Here is a 15,978-nt window from a genome sequence, read left to right as displayed (position 1 = left end):
TTAATTCGTGCGTTAGGGAACGCACGCTACGGGTAGGATGCGTAAAGAGACGCATCAAAAAAATCATCCAAAAATCTAAAATCTAAGATTGAATTATTGGGGCTGAGTGGGTTTGAGATTTCTGGCTTTGTAGAATGTTTCCAAACTATCGCGATCGCCAACAAAACGCCAGTGCCAAGGTTCATAACTCACACCTTGGGGATTATCTTTGGGAAAAGACAACTCAAAACCGAAACGGGCTGCATTTGCTTGTAGCCACTGATAAGCTTTAGTATTGTCAAAATTAGCTTGGAGATTAGTTGCAGGTACTGCGCCATCGCCAATATCCGCTGCGTAACCTGTATGATGTTCACTATGACCAGGAGGAGCGCTGAGAGCGGCTCTTTGGGCTGGGGTTTGATTGCGCTGGGCACCAACAGCAAAAAACAACTGTTCTTGCTCTTTAATTGAGCGAAAGCCAGAAATTGGCACCAAAATCACACCTGCACTCCGCGCTGCTTGTGACATCGCCTGAAACTTTTCGGCAGCAGCTTTTCGCATTCTAATGCGTCCATCTGCGGAAATTGCAGCTAGTTCTGACTCAACTGCTTCTGGATATACGAAATGCCCTAATATAGTATCGTTATTATTTCCATTAATATTGACAGAATTATCAGATTGTGTATTTGGTGCAGATGCTGTGTTAGCAGGCGTTGGTTGAGAATTGTCCGTTTTTTTGGGTGCAGTCACGGAAAACAAAAACCCACTAATTACCGCCAGCAGCAAAAATCCCACTACTCCCCCAATCAGTAAAACCTGGGGTTGCAAGTACACCTTGGTTGCTGCATCTGGATTATCGCGTAAAGCCGCTGGAATATCATCGCCAGATGAAGCCGATGAGTTTTGCGGGTTTCCAGGAACCCCAGCCTTATTCAAAAATTAACTCCTGTATTTGTTGAATTACCATAACAGATTATGAACTAGACAAAAGTGAACTTAACAGGTAATATCTCAAATCTGCATTCCTAGGCTTAATTTTGATAAACCTGCTAGAACTATACGTCAAGCTGGGGGGATTAGTCCTAGTAGGATTTATGCTGGGACGCAAACTACCTCACACAGTGCCTACCCGTTTAGGTCAGTTTCTCTTTTGGGTGGGAGGGCCTATCAGCATCGTATCTTTTTTACGCCAAGCCGATTTATCGGGGCAGATTTGGATAGCACCTGCGATCGCCTATTTAGCCATTTTACTAGGAGCCTTTCTCGCTTGGGTAGGAATTAAAGGTCAAGTTTATTTCACCAACACCACCCCCCAACCAGCAACTCAGGGTAGTTTGATCCTAGCAGCAATGGTGGGTAACACAGGTTATTTAGGCTTTCCCATCACCCTAGCAATGGTAGGCAAGGAATACTTTGCCTGGGCGCTATTTTATGATTTACTGGGGTCACTGATCGGATCTTATGGCTTAGGTGTCGCCCTAGCCGCCAATTTTAGCAGCAGCGTTAGTAATTATGGGCAGACAGCTAGAGCCATCTTAATTAATCCTGCTTTGTGGAGTTTTGGATTTGGGTTAATATTTCGCCAAGTAGCAATTCCTAGCTTAGTCGAATCCTGCCTAGAAGTATTGGGTTGGACTATGGTGGCTTTATCTCTAATGTTAATTGGAATGCGACTCTCCCGGCTAAATTCTTGGGATAAAATACCCCAAGCGGGAATCAGCTTGGTAATTAAAATGTTGTTAGTTCCCGTGATGTTAGGCAGTTTATTACCATTTTTTGGTGTAACTGGCGACCCAGCCAAGGTAATTGTCCTACAGATGGCTATGCCTCCAGCATTTGCCACATTAGTAATAGCTGAAACCTTTAATCTTGACCGTGACCTTGCAGTTACTGCCTTAGCAATGGGGGTTATCGTATTGCTAGTTACCATCCCAGTATTGCTGTGGCTATTTTGATTTTGGATTTTGGATTTTGGATTTTGGATTTTAAATGGTGAATTAATCATGGTTTACAGGATTTTAGGGCTTACGCACCGTAGGAATTTACCCTCTGTTTAGGCTTTTTTGATGCTGGGCAGCAATCCTACCTGTAGGGTGCTGCCCAGCACGAATCATGATTTTTAATGACACAAACCGTAGCCCATATTTACTATTTGGCGTTGCTGATTAAAAATATGAATATGTGTCACGGAAAGGCGCAAAGGCGCAAAGAATCAAGCTTAAAAAGGTTAAATTTCCCAATTTCATATTCTAATTCAGCAACGCCTACTATATTGTGTCCGTTAAGTCCTAGATTTTTAATTTTTAATTCTTAATTTTTAATTTCCCAAAGAGGTTGATTTACCTTTGATACCAGTTCAGCCGGAGTCATACTTTCGTAGTGTTCAAAGGGTTGGTGAATCCAAGGGTTATCGGGTAGGTAATCGACATAGAAATCCGGGACGATAACTGAACAGGCTTTATACCAAAGTACGGCGGTGCGAATTTCCTCAATGGGGAAATCGCTCTTTTGCTTTAGCCAAGGGAGAGTCTGTTGGAGGGTGATTCCAGAATCTACCAAGTCATCTACTAAAAGAATCCGCGAACCTAATTTTTCAGTAGTCATAGTCAAGTGGCAAGAAACAATTAAACTGCCTCTTTCTTGCTTGCCACTGCCACCGTAAGATGAGGTGGCTAAGATTGCCAGCGGTTGATTGTATATACGTGAGAGAATATCCCCTACTCGCAGTCCCCCTCTAGCGATACAAACAATCTGGTCGAATTGCCAACCGGATTGATAAATTTGAACTGCTAATTGTTCAATCTTGTGGTGATAATCTGACCAAGAAATGTAAAGGTCTGACATAGGGCTATAGTACTGAAGGAAAACGCAAATCTTCTGTCTTAATATGAGAGCAAGATATTATGAACGATTCTGTTGCTGATGGCGATGCCCAAAGAACTCCTGAAAGCGAAAAATTGGACTTTAAAACCAAACTGGCTTATGGTGCAGGAGATTTAGGCCCGGCGATTACTGCCAATATTGCCATATTTTATCTGCTAGTGTTTTTTACAAATGTGGCTGGTATCCCGGCAGGTTTGGCTGGCAGCATTTTGATGATTGGCAAAATCTGGGATGCGGTAAATGATCCGTTTGTGGGGGTACTGACTGACAGAACCGAATCCCGGCGCTGGGGGCGTCGTCTCCCCTGGATTTTGTATGGCGCAATTCCTTTTGGGTTTTTCTTTTTCTTGCAGTGGATTGTACCGCAATTTAGTGCCGATCAGAGTAGCAATATTTGGCCTTTGTTCTGGTACTATGTAGCAATTGGGGTGATATCTCAGGTGTTTTACACCGTTGTGAATTTGCCTTACACGGCGATGACTCCAGAACTAACTCAGGATTATGACGAACGCACTAGCCTCAACAGCTTTCGCTTTACATTCTCTATTGGTGGCAGCATTCTATCTTTAATTTTATCGAAGATTATTTTTGACAATGTTAGCGATCGCCAGCAACAGTTTGTAGTTTTAGCGGCAGTCTGTACTGTGATTTCGGTCTTGTCCTTATATTGGTGCGTTTATGGCACGCGCGATCGCATTTTGGCTTTTGAAGCTAAACGCGCTCAAGTTGAACAACCCCCATCTATTCCCATCGGTGAACAGCTAAAAATTGTCTTTACTAATCGACCTTTTCTCTTTGTTATTGGGATATATCTCTTTTCTTGGTTAGGTGTACAGATAACAGCCAGCATTATTCCCTACTTTGTGGTCAACTGTATGCGCCTCAAGGATTCAGATGTGCCTACAGTGATGATTGCGGTGCAAGGAACTGCCCTTGGTATGCTATTTGTTTGGAGTTATTTGAGTAAAAAGGTCGGAAAGAAAGTTGTTTATTTTCTGGGAATGATTTTATGGATCATCGCCGCAGCCGGACTGTTTTTCTTGCAACCAGGTCAAATAGGTTTGATGTATCTGCTGGCTATCATGGCAGGCTTTGGTGTTTCCACAGCTTATCTTGTGCCCTGGTCAATGATTCCTGATGTCATTGAATTAGATGAACTCCAAACCGGACAACGCCGGGAAGGCATTTTTTATGGTTTCATGGTTTTGCTGCAAAAATTTGGTTTAGCTTTCGGGCTATTTGTAGTCGGCAATTCTTTGCAAGTATCTGGTTTTAAAGAGGCTGTAGTTGGGCAAAGTACCCTCCCCATACAACCTGAGTCAGCACTGCAAGCTATCCGCATTGCTGTTGGGCCGATACCAACAGTTTGTTTAATTTGTGGTTTAGTTTTAACCTATTTTTATCCCATTACCCGCGAGATGCACGCAGAAATGCTGCTGAAACTCAAAGAACGGCGGGAGAATATGGCGCAATAACTAAATAGTGGATCTATAACAGGGTGCGGAGATGATAGCCGTTACCCTGAAAATTTTAGGACTTACTTTCCTTATAGTGTAACTAAATATAATAATTTGGTTAAGAATCATAAACTTTTCTAATGTAAAACTAAAAAAGATTTTATTATAACAAGTATAACAAACGTTAATACTACTCATTTATGTTGTTTGGCATTAATTTTAGGTGGGTTAAAAAACTAACCTAATGTATGTATGCAAAAATGCCATTTTTGTTTAGGGTCTACTACTACGTAAAAATTTAATTTTTAAGAAGGTAGAAATTTCATGAACAAATATTTAATGAAGACAATATCTTATCAAGATTGGAAGATTGAGATATATCAGTGGTTTGCCAAAAAAAGATTTGAAGTTATATGCTACAGTCCCAGTGGTCACCAAATAGACTACTCAAAAATTTCTCTGCGATGTTGGTTCAGAGAAGAATTTGCTATTGATGAAACTAAAGAATTTATCGACTCAATTAATAGTGAACAAAATATTAATCTAATATCAGTAGCAAGTTGGGACTACTTTGAATCGTCCAACAAGAAGCAAGTAGATTTATCAAAGTTGGCAGGTTAAAGCAACTGATCGCAAGAAAGGGATTATCGAATATAACCGAATAAGAAAGCAACCCAGCCAATTACAGCACCACCTAAAACCAACCAAGCAGCATTGATGCCCAAGCGCAGGGCGAAAACTGCGGAGATAATGGCGATCGCCACGGCGAGAAAATCTACATAAGGTGCTTGTGGTAACGTTAAAATGGCTTTTCCTAGTTGCAGGGTGGTAACTACCATCAGCGCCACAGCACTGACATTCACAGCATCAAGAAAAGCCCTAGTCCAAGAAGAAGCACGTAAGCGGGGGATGAAGGGATTCAAGGCAGCGACAAAGAAAAACGAGGGTAGGAAAATTCCCAAAGTTGCCACAATTGCACCGGGTATGCCAGCTAGGATATAGCCAATAAAGGTAGCAGTGGAGAGTACTGGTCCAGGGGTAAATTGACCAATGGCGATCGCATCTAGTAACTGCTGTTGCGTTAGCCAACCATATTCTTGAACTAATCCCCCTTGAAGAAACGCCACCAGCAAATAGCCACTACCAAACAACACACTACCAACTTTCAGAAAAAACCAACCCAACTGCCACAAAGGAACAGATACATTAGTTACCGTTGTCGCAACTGCAGCTGTAGCCTTCAAAGTCGCACCTGTGCTTAAGCCAGCAATCAGCAAATTAGCCTGATCTTTTGGTGTATCACCACCATGCAACCAAAGCATCCCCAGTAACCCCCCAATTAATAGGGCAATCACTTCATTTACCTGCCAAAATAAAGTTAGCACCGTAACAGCCACAGCAATCACCAGCAACTTCCGTGTTTTTACTGCCTTTTTTGCCAAGCCCCAAAGAGCATTGAAAATAATAGCTAAAACAGCCGGTTTAATGCCATAGAGTAACGGCGCGACTTGTGGCAAAGCCCCATAAGCGACATAAAACCAGGCAAAGCCAGCAGTAATCAAAACCGCCGGCAAGATAAAACAGACACCTGAGACAATCAGCCCCAGCCATCCCCCATAGATATATCCCAGATGAATCGCCATTTCAGTGGAATTTGGCCCAGGAATCAAGTTAGTTGCCCCCAACAAATCTAGAAAATGCTCCTGTGTCAGCCACTGACGCCGCTTAACTACCTCCAATTCCATCATGGCAATATGGGCAACTGGTCCCCCAAAGCCAATAACGCCCAGTTTGAAAAAGAGTTTGGCGAGCTCGCCCAAACGACTTAGTGGTAAGTTATTCATTTTTGCTAGGCAAATTATTGCAATCTACAAGTGTAGTCACCACTTCTAGGATATTTCTGAGAAATTAAGGCTGGGTTATTTGTTGCACAAAATGTAAGATTGGTGATTGCCAAACATCACTCTGTCTATGTGGCAATATATTTTTCTACGAGAAATAGTGTCTGTCTTATTTGTCTATAGCAATCCTAAATCAGTTCCGAACAAAAAGATCCGGGGATCTGAGCCTCTCGGTGGAGAGCAAATCAACTTAGAATTGCTATGGATTGTTGATACTTTTGTTTAAATTAGTTATGTATCCTTAACTCTAGTTCTGGATACACCAACGCTCCCGAACAGGAATAGGAACAAGAACGTGCCCATATTTGATAGACCCCAACCCCCCGTATTTGAGCGCGTTGAAGAAGAACGCCTACACCGTAAGCAGCGCCTAGCCGCAGCTTTTCGCCTATTTGGCAAGTTCGGCTTTAGTGAAGGAATAGCAGGCCATATTACAGCTCGTGATCCTGAGTTGACAGATCATTTCTGGGTGAATCCCCTAGGGGTATACTTCGGTCATATCCGCGTCTCTGACCTATTATTGGTGAACAGCGAAGGCGAAGTTGTTAAAGGTTCGCGTTCTGTAAATCAAGCTGCTTTTGCCATCCATTCTCAAATTCATGAAGCTCGTCCTGATGTCATAGCCGCAGCGCACGCCCATTCACTTTATGGTAAAGCCTGGTCTAGCTTGGGTCGTATACTTGATCCCCTGACTCAAGATGCTTGTGCATTTTATCAAGATCAGGGGTTGTTTAATGACTACAACGGAGTAGTACTAGACATAAATGAAGGTAAGCGTCTGGCGGAAGCCTTGGGCAAGAAAAAATCCATCATCCTACGTAACCACGGCATTTTGACTGTGGGACACACAGTGGACGAAGCTGCTTGGTGGTACATAACTTTAGAGCGATCGTGCCAAGCACAGTTGTTAGCAGAAGCCGCAGGGAAACCCCATATCATTAAGCACGAAACTGCTACTTTAGCACACAGCCAAGTGGGGTCACATTTCGCCGGGTGGTTCAGCTTTCAACCGCTTTTTGACAGGATGTTGCGGGAAGAACCTGATTTGCTTGATTAGGATGATGTTTTTCGCACTAGAAAAAGTTTTAGCCCCGATATTTGTAGCGCCGAGGTTTCCCCATCTTAACCTAGTTCATACATTCGCCCACAGCAACAGCCGTATCGGGGTAATCACTAAATACGCCATCAATGCCTAAATTCAAAAATAATTTATATTCCCCTTGGGGATTCCCTAGAAAATCTAGGGGTAAAAAGTAATCTTCATTGCGGAAAGTCCAGAGGTGAACCTGCAAACCAGCTGCATGGGCATTCCTAACTAAAGATGTCGGTGACAGCAATTTCCCAGTTCTATCTCTGGGAATAACCAGGTTTTTATTGACGCCAACTGCTTGTGCATATTTAGCAATGTCCTTTAATCCTGATACAGTAGCTAAATCTGCATAGGTGCGGTGATCATCACTGACTACAAAATCATAGGGCTTACCCTTATCGTTCAGCAGTTGCACCAAAGGTAAATCGGTTTGTTTAGCCAAATCTTGGAGATTGCTAACTTCAAAGGACTGAATGAAAACAGGTGCGTTGGCTCCTTGATAACCATTGGCTGCTAAAGTTGCCAGTAGGGGGGCTTCTAGGGCTAAACCAAGAGATTTAAAGTAAGTTGGGTGTTTGGTTTCTGGGTAAATGCCAATGGTGCGACCAATTTGGGCACTTTTATCTTTGGCTAAATCAATGATTTCTTGCAGGGTGGGGATTTCCCATAGTCCGTTGTATGGGGTATTTTGCGATCGCATTTCGGGAATTCGCTCGGTTGCTCTTAAAGTTTTCAGTTCCATCAGGGTAAAGTCTTCTGTAAACCAGCCAGTTTTGGATTCACCATCAATTATCTTGGTGGTTTGACGGTGAGCAAATTCGGCATGGTTAGCAATATCGCTGGTTTCGGAAATTTCATTTTCATGCCGCGCAATTAAAATGCCATCTTTGGTGGAAACTAAGTCTGGTTCAATATAGTCAGCACCTAAATTAATCGCTAATTCATAAGCTGCTAAAGTATGTTCTGGGCGGTAGCCGCTTGCTCCTCTATGAGCGATGATAATGGGTGGTTTTCTTGTAAATGTATGAGTCATGAATTTCTATTATTGGGGATTTTGTTATAGTCATTTTAGCTAATTTATGAAAATATTTTTTTGAACAAACCGCAAAGAACGCACGCGCGCAGCGTTCGCGAAGCGTGCCGTAGGCTCTTGCCCAAAGGGCTGTAGAACGCAAAGTCAAGAAGGAAAAGAAGAAAGGTTTTAACCATTGTTTGGAATACAGCATTTTTCAGGTAACTGAAGTACACGGGTAGGGGCACAACAATGTTGTGCCCTTACGATAATCTGTACCTGTATCTTAAAATAGTTGAATATTTTGTAAAGTCAGGGTAAATTAATAGTTATATTTAACCTCTGTAAATCAGGTAAGTTTTTAACTTTTTAGTCAAATCTTTAAAATAAGTTTAATCAAATTAGCTGCATAAGAGTTAAAATATAAGTATCAAGTAAAAACTGGGTGCTGGTAAAGCTATGACCAACAACAATATCGAAGTTGTTTTTAGTTTTGATACTACCGGAAGTATGTATCCTTGCCTTACTCAAGTACGACGGAAAATCAAAGAAACAGTTACCAGATTAATTGATGAACTTCCTCTAATCCGCATTGGGATTATTGCTCATGGTGATTACTGTGATGCAAGCTCAACTTATGTCACTAAAACTTTTAATCTCTCTGGTGATGTTGATAAAATTTGTGATTTTGTCCAAAATGTCGAAGCTACTGGCGGCGGAGATGCACCAGAATGTTATGAATTAGTATTACATGAATCTCAATCTCTGGCTTGGTCAAACTCTGCGTCTAAATCACTGGTTTTGATTGGTGATGATATTCCCCACCCACCAGCACACAATCCTCAAAAGCTAAATTGGCGCAAAGAGTTAGATAAATTAGCTGAGGCAGAAATCACGGTTTATGGAGTTCAAGCACTCAATCGCTCTCACGCTACTCCTTTTTATCGAGAAATCGCTGAAAAGTCAGGGGGTTTTCATATCAATCTTGACCAATTTTCTTATATTACCGATTTGTTTTTAGCTGTTTGCTATCAGCAATCATCAAATGATCAGCTACAAGCTTATGAAAAAGAAGTGATTGACGAAGGGCGCATGAGTCGGGGGTTAAATAAAATATTTAACTCGATGATGAAGCGAGAAGCCGTCTCATATTATGAATCGGCTGACTTACGGGCAGTTTCTCCTCAACGCTTCCAGGTTTTAGAGGTGGATAATGATATTTCAATTAAAGCTTTTGTGTTAGAAAATGGGTTAAGCTTTAAAGTGGGACGCGGTTTTTACGAATTTACAAAAACCGAAACTATCCAAGCTGCTAAAGAAATTATCTTGATGGAACGGGCAACAGGTGATTTATTTGCCGGCAGCGCCGCTAGAGAAATGTTAGGTCTACCGATGGATGCGTCAATCCGGATCAAACCGAGTAACCTAGAAAAGTATGTGGTTTTTGTCCAAAGTACTTCTGCTAATCGTAAATTGATTGGCAAAACCCGATTTTTATATGAAGTTGAAGATTGGGATCGTTGATTAACGTTTAAGATCAGATCCCCGACTTCTCTAAGAAGTTAGGGATCTCGATTTAGCCTGCACTCAGCAGGTTTTATGATCTTTAATCGTATTTTGCAATAAGTCTCATGATACAGATTCAGCCTGAATTAAAGCGCGTAGAAGAACTGCGGCTGTTGTTGCAACAAGCAAGCTATGCTTATTACGTCCTAGATGCACCCACTATGGAGGATGCAGTCTATGACCAGTTATATCGAGAATTGCAACAACTAGAAATTCAGTATCCAGAATTGGTGTCTCCCGATAGTCCAACTCAGCGAGTGGGTGAGAGACCGGCAACACATTTTACTTCGGTGCGGCACAACATCCCCCTGTACAGTCTGGAGAATGCCTTTAATATTGATGAATTGCAAGGGTGGGAGCAACGTTGGCGGCGTCAAGTACCAAAAATAGATACGGTAGAGTATGTCTCTGAATTGAAAATTGATGGTTCTGCTTTGGCGCTTACTTACCAAAATGGCATTCTGGTGAGAGGTGCAACTAGGGGTGATGGGGTAATGGGTGAAGATATTACCCAAAATGTGCGGACAATTCGCTCAATTCCCTTGCGCTTGAATTTTGATGGCTTGGAACCTTTAGAAAAGGTGGAAGTGCGGGGAGAGGCATTTTTGCGGTTGGATGTGTTTAAACAAATCAATGAAGAAAGGCAAAAAGCAGGTGAGCAGTTATTTGCTAATCCCCGGAATGCTGCTGCTGGTACACTCAGACAACTAGATTCTCGCGTTGTTGCTAAACGGCGGTTAGATTTTTTTGGCTATACGCTGCATATTCCTGGTAGGGATGACGCCAGTATTGCTAATAGCCAATGGGAAGGGCTGGAATTGTTGGAAAAGATGGGTTTTCATGTCAACCCTAACCACAAGTTGTGCAGTTCTTTAGCAGAAGTTGCTGAATATTATCAATACTGGGATACAGAACGGCTGAATTTACCCTACATGACTGATGGGGTGGTGGTGAAGCTGAATTCCTTTAAGCTGCAAGAACAGCTGGGGTTTACCCAGAAGTTCCCCCGGTGGGCTGTGGCGCTGAAATATGCAGCAGAAGAGGCACCTACCCGCGTGGAAAATATTGCGGTGAATGTGGGGAGAACGGGGGCGTTGACACCTTTGGCAGAAATGCGCCCGGTGCAACTGGCGGGGACTACGGTTTCTCGCGCTACTTTACATAATAGCGATCGCATTTCCCAATTAGATATCCGCATTGGCGATACTGTAATTGTCCGTAAAGCTGGGGAAATTATCCCCGAAGTCGTCAGGGTAATTAAAGAACTCCGTCCCCCTGATGCCCAACCCTTTATTATGCCTACCCATTGCCCAGTCTGCAGTCAACCGGTGGTGAGAGAATCAGGTGAAGCGGTGACACGTTGCGTTAATGCTTCCTGTGCCGCGATTTTGAAGGGAGAAATTGAACATTGGGTAAGTCGTGACGCTTTGGATATTAAAGGCGTGGGTGAAAAGCTGGTGCATCAACTCGTAGATAAAGGTTTGGTGCATTCTGTGGCAGATTTATATAGCTTGACAACAGAGAAATTTTGTGTATTAGAAAGGATGGGGCAAAAGTCGGCGGAGAAATTGGTGAATGCGATCGCCCAATCAAAAAATCAACCCTGGTCAAGGGTATTATATGGATTAGGAATCCGTCACGTTGGCAGTGTCAATGCCCAATTATTAACCGAAAAATTTACCACAGTTGAGCAGTTAGAACGCGCCAAACAATCAGATATTGAGGGTGTTTACGGTATCGGTGCAGAAATTGCCCAATCTGTATATCAATGGTTCCGCATCAGTGCCAATCAAACTTTGATTTCTCGTCTCCAAGAGACAGGGTTGCAATTAGCCACCACCGAAGAAGCCAAAGCTGTAGGTGATGAAAATCAAAAATTAGCCGGTAAAACCTTTGTAGTTACAGGTACATTACCAACCTTAAAGCGAGATGAAGCAAAAGCGTTAATTCAAAAAGCTGGTGGCAAGGTGACTGATTCTGTGAGCAAAAAAACAGATTTTCTGGTTGTGGGAGAAGATGCCGGTTCCAAGTTAGAGAAAGCGCAAGCCCTGGGGATTACTCAATTAACTGAAGCGCAGTTATTGGAGTTATTGCAAGACTAAATTTTGACATTTTATTTATAGCAGTAGATAAGGCAGTTAGGACATTCTTAACAGATCAAACTCAGTAATGACAAGGGTTTTACTTTTGCACGAGTGCCTTTTCCCTCTTGCCTTCTGCTATATGTCGATAATTTCCTCAAAATTGACCTTTTTTGAATTCCCCGTTCGCCTTTGGCGTCCCGTAGGGAAGGGGTTGACCAGTCCCAAGGGGATAAAGAAGTCATCTTTGACACTAATCGAATCGTTTGTGGTATAGAAAATTGCCCTTAATTGAAGAGTTATTTCCTGCCTCAAAGGTAATTTATTGTCATACGCTACTTAAAGTGTATATTATTTAGTAGTTGTGAATACCAACCTTTCAACTTGTGACGATTCAACCTCACGTAAGCTTGACGTAATTGTAAGGCAATTGGTAGTCCGAACTAACAGCTTAATGAACACTAATTAACCAGACTCAATATATCCTGTAAAAAATGACACTACAAATAGCCTTAAATCAAAAAGTGTCCTTATCTGCAAATGTTCTGACTCAAGACTTAGCAGGGGAATCAGTTTTACTGAATCTGCAAAGCGAAGAGTATTTTAGTCAAAACGAAGTTGGTACAAAAATATTCTTTGTGCTAACTGAGTCAGATTCTATCCAGACAGCTTACGACACCTTGCTAAAAGAGTATGATGTCGAGCCAGAGAAGTTAAAACAAGACTTGCTCAAGTTTATTGATAAATTGGTTAAGGCTGGACTAGTTGAAATGACTGATTCTTAACTCTTAACTTGAAGTAAAAATCAAATCATGCGTGTACTGATGATTGGTGCTGGGGGCGTTGCTTTGACACGACCTTTAGATTGGGTAGTCAAAGCAGGTTATGAAGTTTGGCTACTAGGAGATGTAGACCCCTATGAAACTGAAGCTCCCAAAAATTATCGCTATTTCCCCACTGTTTGGCGAAAGTATCTAGAGGAGTTTACCAACACCTACCCTTATGAAGATCAGATGGCCGAGGAAATGGCGGAGCCGTTACGTAAACTTGCAGACGAATTCCAGCCTGATATTATCCATGTCCACGCCATTGGTTGGCACGCCCAGTGTTGTGTCCTGGCGAATCTAAGCCCTCTTGTCGTCTCTGCTTGGGGCTTTTTAAATCATTTGCTACAACCAGAAAGGGAACTAAGCAAGCATAACGATAGGGTTAGCCAAGTGTTTAATAACACTGGTGTGCTGATTGTAGAGACACCTAGTTTGATAGAAAAATCCAAAGCACTGCTGAACCCTGAACAAAGGGTAGAATTAATCCCTCTAGGGACAAACCCTAAACATTTTCGCTCTGGAGTCACAAAAGATTTACCAAAATGGCGACGGGAAATATTGAAGATTGATGAAGAAGCCACAATTCTGCTTTCGCCACGTGGTTGGTCTAAAGTGTACAACCATGAGCAGATATTTACAGCTTATGCACAGGCTTATCCCCAATTCATAAAACCGACGGTACTCGTCTTTTCAAAGCTAGGGCGTGCCGGGGGGGAAGAAGCAGTAGCTATTTACGAAAGCATCCGCAACAAAGCAGAAGAACTTGGGTTATTAGAAAATCTGCGCTGGATGCCCGGCCTACCTTATAATTTCATGCCTACAGGCTACAACTTAGCAGATGTGATTATCAATTATCCCGTCACTGATGCCTTTCCTTCGACACTAATTGAAGCAGTTGCCTGTGAACGCCCAGTTATTACCTGTGATTTGTCAGCTTATCGAGGCACTTTTATTGAAGAATTTTGTACTTTGGTAGAACCGGAAAACCCAGATGCTCTAGCAGAGGCAATGATTAAAGTTGTCAATCAACCTCCCCAAGAACGAGAAGCACATCTTGCACAAGCACGGCAAGTTATTGTCAAGGAATATGATGAAGCAATTTTACAAAAGCGGATGTTCCAAATATATGAAGATTTGGCATCTACTACTAAGGTAGTCTCTGCCTAAATTTTCCATCACTCAATTTGATTTCTGCAAGCCGCACACTCGTAACTTCCGGTCATGAGTTAGGCGCCCCATAAATGAAGTGAATTTGTATTAAAATCACTCTATTGTTCAGTTATAAAAACGAGATCCCATAGCTTCTCTTCTCTTAATTGCGCGAGCGTAGCTATTTTCTTGTAGTAGACCAATCCGCTCTATGTTGTACTCGTTCAGTACTCGTTTACGTGCAGCCTCACCTAACTCCATTCGCAAAGATGGGTTGCGTAGTAATTTAACCACTGCTTTAGCAATTTGATTAGGGTTATAAGGGGGAACGAGCCTTCCACATTCACCATGATTGAGTTGCTCGGCCATTCCTCCAGAACTACTTCCAACTATTCCACGCGCAGCAGCCATAGCCTCCAGACAGACGAACGGAAAGTTGTCCCATAAACTAGGAAACACGCACAGTTCAGTGCTTCTTAAATAAGATGGGATTTTGTCAAATGGTACGAAACCTATGAACTCAAGTGAATTTCTATAAGGTTGCAACATACCTTCAAGATACTGCCGCATATGTAAATTAGGGTTAGGTGAAGCACATGTTCTGCCAATGAATCGAAAGCTTACTTCGGGGTGCTGCTTCAATACAATCGGTATTGCTTGAGCAAGATCAAGAATACCTTTTCGGTTTTCAAGTCTGCCAATAAAAGTTACTACATTAGTCTGATTCTCAACAGGAATCTCTAAAAGCTCCCTTGATGGAACATATGGGTAGGGTACAAGAGATATCTTGTTACGATTTAATTTCCAAGCCTCGATCAACTCATCAGCTATTGCTTGAGAAGGGGCGACAATTTCATCTGCATTTAGAGCATGGATATATTCAATATCATCTTTAAAATTATATTTCCATCTGGGTTTAATACTTTTACCACGTAAGGCTTCCATATATTTATGTGCTTCACGTAACAATGACGGCTTTTCTTCACTTATCTTACTTGCCAAGAAACATGGCGTATGTAACTTAACTACAAGTGGGATTTCTGGAACAAGGCGAACAGCTTCTCGTGCATCAGCATTATAATCAGTGCCTTCGACTACATCAAACTTGACTAATGAGTGCCTTTTGACAAAAAGTTGACCAACTCGCTTTACAAAGTTTGTTAGATCACTTTCATTAATTCGATGGACTAGTATCTCGTTTTCAGTTTCGGTTCTAGTACGGTACGTACTACCTGCAAATACCTCAACTTGATGACCTCTTTGTTGTAGAACTCTAGCTGCCTGATATACATATGTAGCAATACCTCCATATGCTGTATCGGGTGGATATTCGTAGCTAATAAAAGCAATTTTCATGCGTCTTTACTTTTGGTGGACTATAACTTAAGTCGGTCGGTACAATTAAAGCTAACTAGTGTGGGCTGTCATTTGTTCTTTGTCATTGTTCATTGGTAAAAGTTTTAAGCCTATTTACGTTTTCTAATATAGTTAGATTTATTCCCGCCGTCTTACTTACCAACCCAATATCCTAATAAAACCCTATCAGTGATTTATCAATTTTTACAAGAAGAACCCTTTAGCAAGCTGCAAGGTTGTTTCATCTTCCACAGGGCATGAGTAGTCAAGTTAATCTTGTCATTTGCACCCTAAATAATTTACGCTACAGAGTACTAATAAGTTTAACAATCTTTGTGTAAGTTAAATTTGGTTATGGTACTATTTTATAGTCTGATAACTCCAAATAAGTAAAACACAAAAAATAAGGGTTTCTCAAATGTCTCAATATGAAAACACGAAAAAAAACTATTCTGAACCAGAATTGAAAGCTCACGGTAAAATATCTGGTTTGACACAACAAGTCGGTGGTAGCGGTGGTTTTGGTACTACCACTGTGTCTGCTCCTTAGTAGTTAAGTAGAAAAAAACACCAAAAGCTCAACTTCACTCGCTGTCATATAAATGATGGCAGGGTAGAGTTAACAAGTAGGAAGGATTTATTAGGTCAATAAAATTGCCTAATAAATCTAGCCTAAA

14 protein-coding genes are annotated in these 15,978 nt (G+C 41.8%); 9 read left to right on the top strand and 5 right to left on the bottom strand.

From position 1 onward, the window contains the following. Nucleotides 1-93 precede the first annotated feature (93 nt). Entirely contained in the window at nucleotides 94-915 is an 822-nt protein-coding gene (locus H6G32_RS17245; RefSeq protein ID WP_190460480.1) for a M15 family metallopeptidase, read from the bottom strand. Nucleotides 916-1,016: 101 nt separating this feature from the next. Between H6G32_RS17245 and H6G32_RS17240 the strand changes: the two genes are divergently transcribed. Beyond that, nucleotides 1,017-1,934 carry an AEC family transporter gene (locus tag H6G32_RS17240; RefSeq protein ID WP_190460478.1) on the top strand — a complete coding sequence of 306 codons (918 nt, stop codon included), beginning with the start codon at nucleotides 1,017-1,019 and terminating at the stop codon, nucleotides 1,932-1,934. A gap of 355 nt (nucleotides 1,935-2,289) precedes the next feature. Here the strand turns inward: H6G32_RS17240 and H6G32_RS17235 are convergent, their stop codons facing one another. Beyond that, the gene (locus H6G32_RS17235; protein ID WP_190460476.1) at nucleotides 2,290-2,823 is read right to left on the bottom strand and encodes a phosphoribosyltransferase; all 534 of its coding nucleotides are present in this window, start codon (nucleotides 2,821-2,823) and stop codon (nucleotides 2,290-2,292) included. A 59-nt stretch (nucleotides 2,824-2,882) separates the two neighbouring features. Here H6G32_RS17235 and H6G32_RS17230 point away from each other — a divergent pair, with 59 nt between their 5' ends. Both H6G32_RS17230 and H6G32_RS17225 read left to right on the top strand, forming a co-directional pair. Next, a complete protein-coding gene (locus H6G32_RS17230; protein ID WP_190460474.1) occupies nucleotides 2,883-4,337 on the top strand; it encodes an MFS transporter in 1,455 nt (484 codons plus the stop codon). 321 nt (nucleotides 4,338-4,658) lie between these two features. Then, nucleotides 4,659-4,940, top strand: coding sequence for a hypothetical protein (locus H6G32_RS17225; RefSeq protein WP_242046629.1), 282 nt, complete (start codon nucleotides 4,659-4,661; stop codon nucleotides 4,938-4,940). 23 nt (nucleotides 4,941-4,963) lie between these two features. Here the strand turns inward: H6G32_RS17225 and chrA are convergent, their stop codons facing one another. Further along, on the bottom strand, nucleotides 4,964-6,163 hold the full coding sequence (gene chrA, locus H6G32_RS17220; protein WP_190460470.1) for a chromate efflux transporter: 1,200 nt from the start codon (nucleotides 6,161-6,163) through the stop codon (nucleotides 4,964-4,966). A gap of 352 nt (nucleotides 6,164-6,515) precedes the next feature. Here chrA and H6G32_RS17215 point away from each other — a divergent pair, with 352 nt between their 5' ends. After that, nucleotides 6,516-7,277, top strand: a complete 762-nt coding sequence (locus H6G32_RS17215; RefSeq protein ID WP_190460468.1) for a class II aldolase/adducin family protein — start codon at nucleotides 6,516-6,518, stop codon at nucleotides 7,275-7,277. 70 nt (nucleotides 7,278-7,347) lie between these two features. On the opposite strand, the gene H6G32_RS17210 is transcribed toward H6G32_RS17215, so the two are convergent. Further along, nucleotides 7,348-8,343, bottom strand: coding sequence for a glycerophosphodiester phosphodiesterase (locus tag H6G32_RS17210; RefSeq protein ID WP_190460466.1), 996 nt, complete (start codon nucleotides 8,341-8,343; stop codon nucleotides 7,348-7,350). Nucleotides 8,344-8,781: 438 nt separating this feature from the next. On the opposite strand from H6G32_RS17210, the gene H6G32_RS17205 reads away from it, so the two are divergent. From H6G32_RS17205 to H6G32_RS17190, 4 genes are all read left to right on the top strand, one after another. Then, nucleotides 8,782-9,846: a vWA domain-containing protein gene (locus tag H6G32_RS17205; RefSeq protein ID WP_190460464.1), complete on the top strand. Its 1,065-nt coding sequence runs from the start codon at nucleotides 8,782-8,784 to the stop codon at nucleotides 9,844-9,846. Between the two features lie 107 nt (nucleotides 9,847-9,953). Then, complete coding sequence (ligA, locus tag H6G32_RS17200; RefSeq protein ID WP_190460462.1) at nucleotides 9,954-11,990, top strand: NAD-dependent DNA ligase LigA; 2,037 nt, start codon at nucleotides 9,954-9,956, stop codon at nucleotides 11,988-11,990. Between the two features lie 473 nt (nucleotides 11,991-12,463). Then, nucleotides 12,464-12,754, top strand: a complete 291-nt coding sequence (locus tag H6G32_RS17195) for a PqqD family protein (protein WP_190460460.1) — start codon at nucleotides 12,464-12,466, stop codon at nucleotides 12,752-12,754. A gap of 27 nt (nucleotides 12,755-12,781) precedes the next feature. Further along, the gene (locus tag H6G32_RS17190; RefSeq protein ID WP_190460457.1) at nucleotides 12,782-13,963 is read left to right on the top strand and encodes a glycosyltransferase family 4 protein; all 1,182 of its coding nucleotides are present in this window, start codon (nucleotides 12,782-12,784) and stop codon (nucleotides 13,961-13,963) included. A gap of 108 nt (nucleotides 13,964-14,071) precedes the next feature. Here the strand turns inward: H6G32_RS17190 and H6G32_RS17185 are convergent, their stop codons facing one another. After that, nucleotides 14,072-15,301 (bottom strand): glycosyltransferase family 4 protein, encoded by a 1,230-nt coding sequence (locus tag H6G32_RS17185; protein ID WP_190460455.1) that lies wholly within the window; start codon nucleotides 15,299-15,301, stop codon nucleotides 14,072-14,074. 418 nt (nucleotides 15,302-15,719) lie between these two features. Here H6G32_RS17185 and H6G32_RS27130 point away from each other — a divergent pair, with 418 nt between their 5' ends. Continuing rightward, nucleotides 15,720-15,851: a hypothetical protein gene (locus H6G32_RS27130; protein WP_255502440.1), complete on the top strand. Its 132-nt coding sequence runs from the start codon at nucleotides 15,720-15,722 to the stop codon at nucleotides 15,849-15,851. Nucleotides 15,852-15,978: the final 127 nt, after the last annotated feature.

Source organism: Cylindrospermum sp. FACHB-282 (assembly GCF_014697195.1).
Classification (GTDB): Bacteria; Cyanobacteriota; Cyanobacteriia; order Cyanobacteriales; family Nostocaceae; genus Cylindrospermum.
This window is presented reverse-complemented; position numbering and strand designations above follow the sequence as displayed.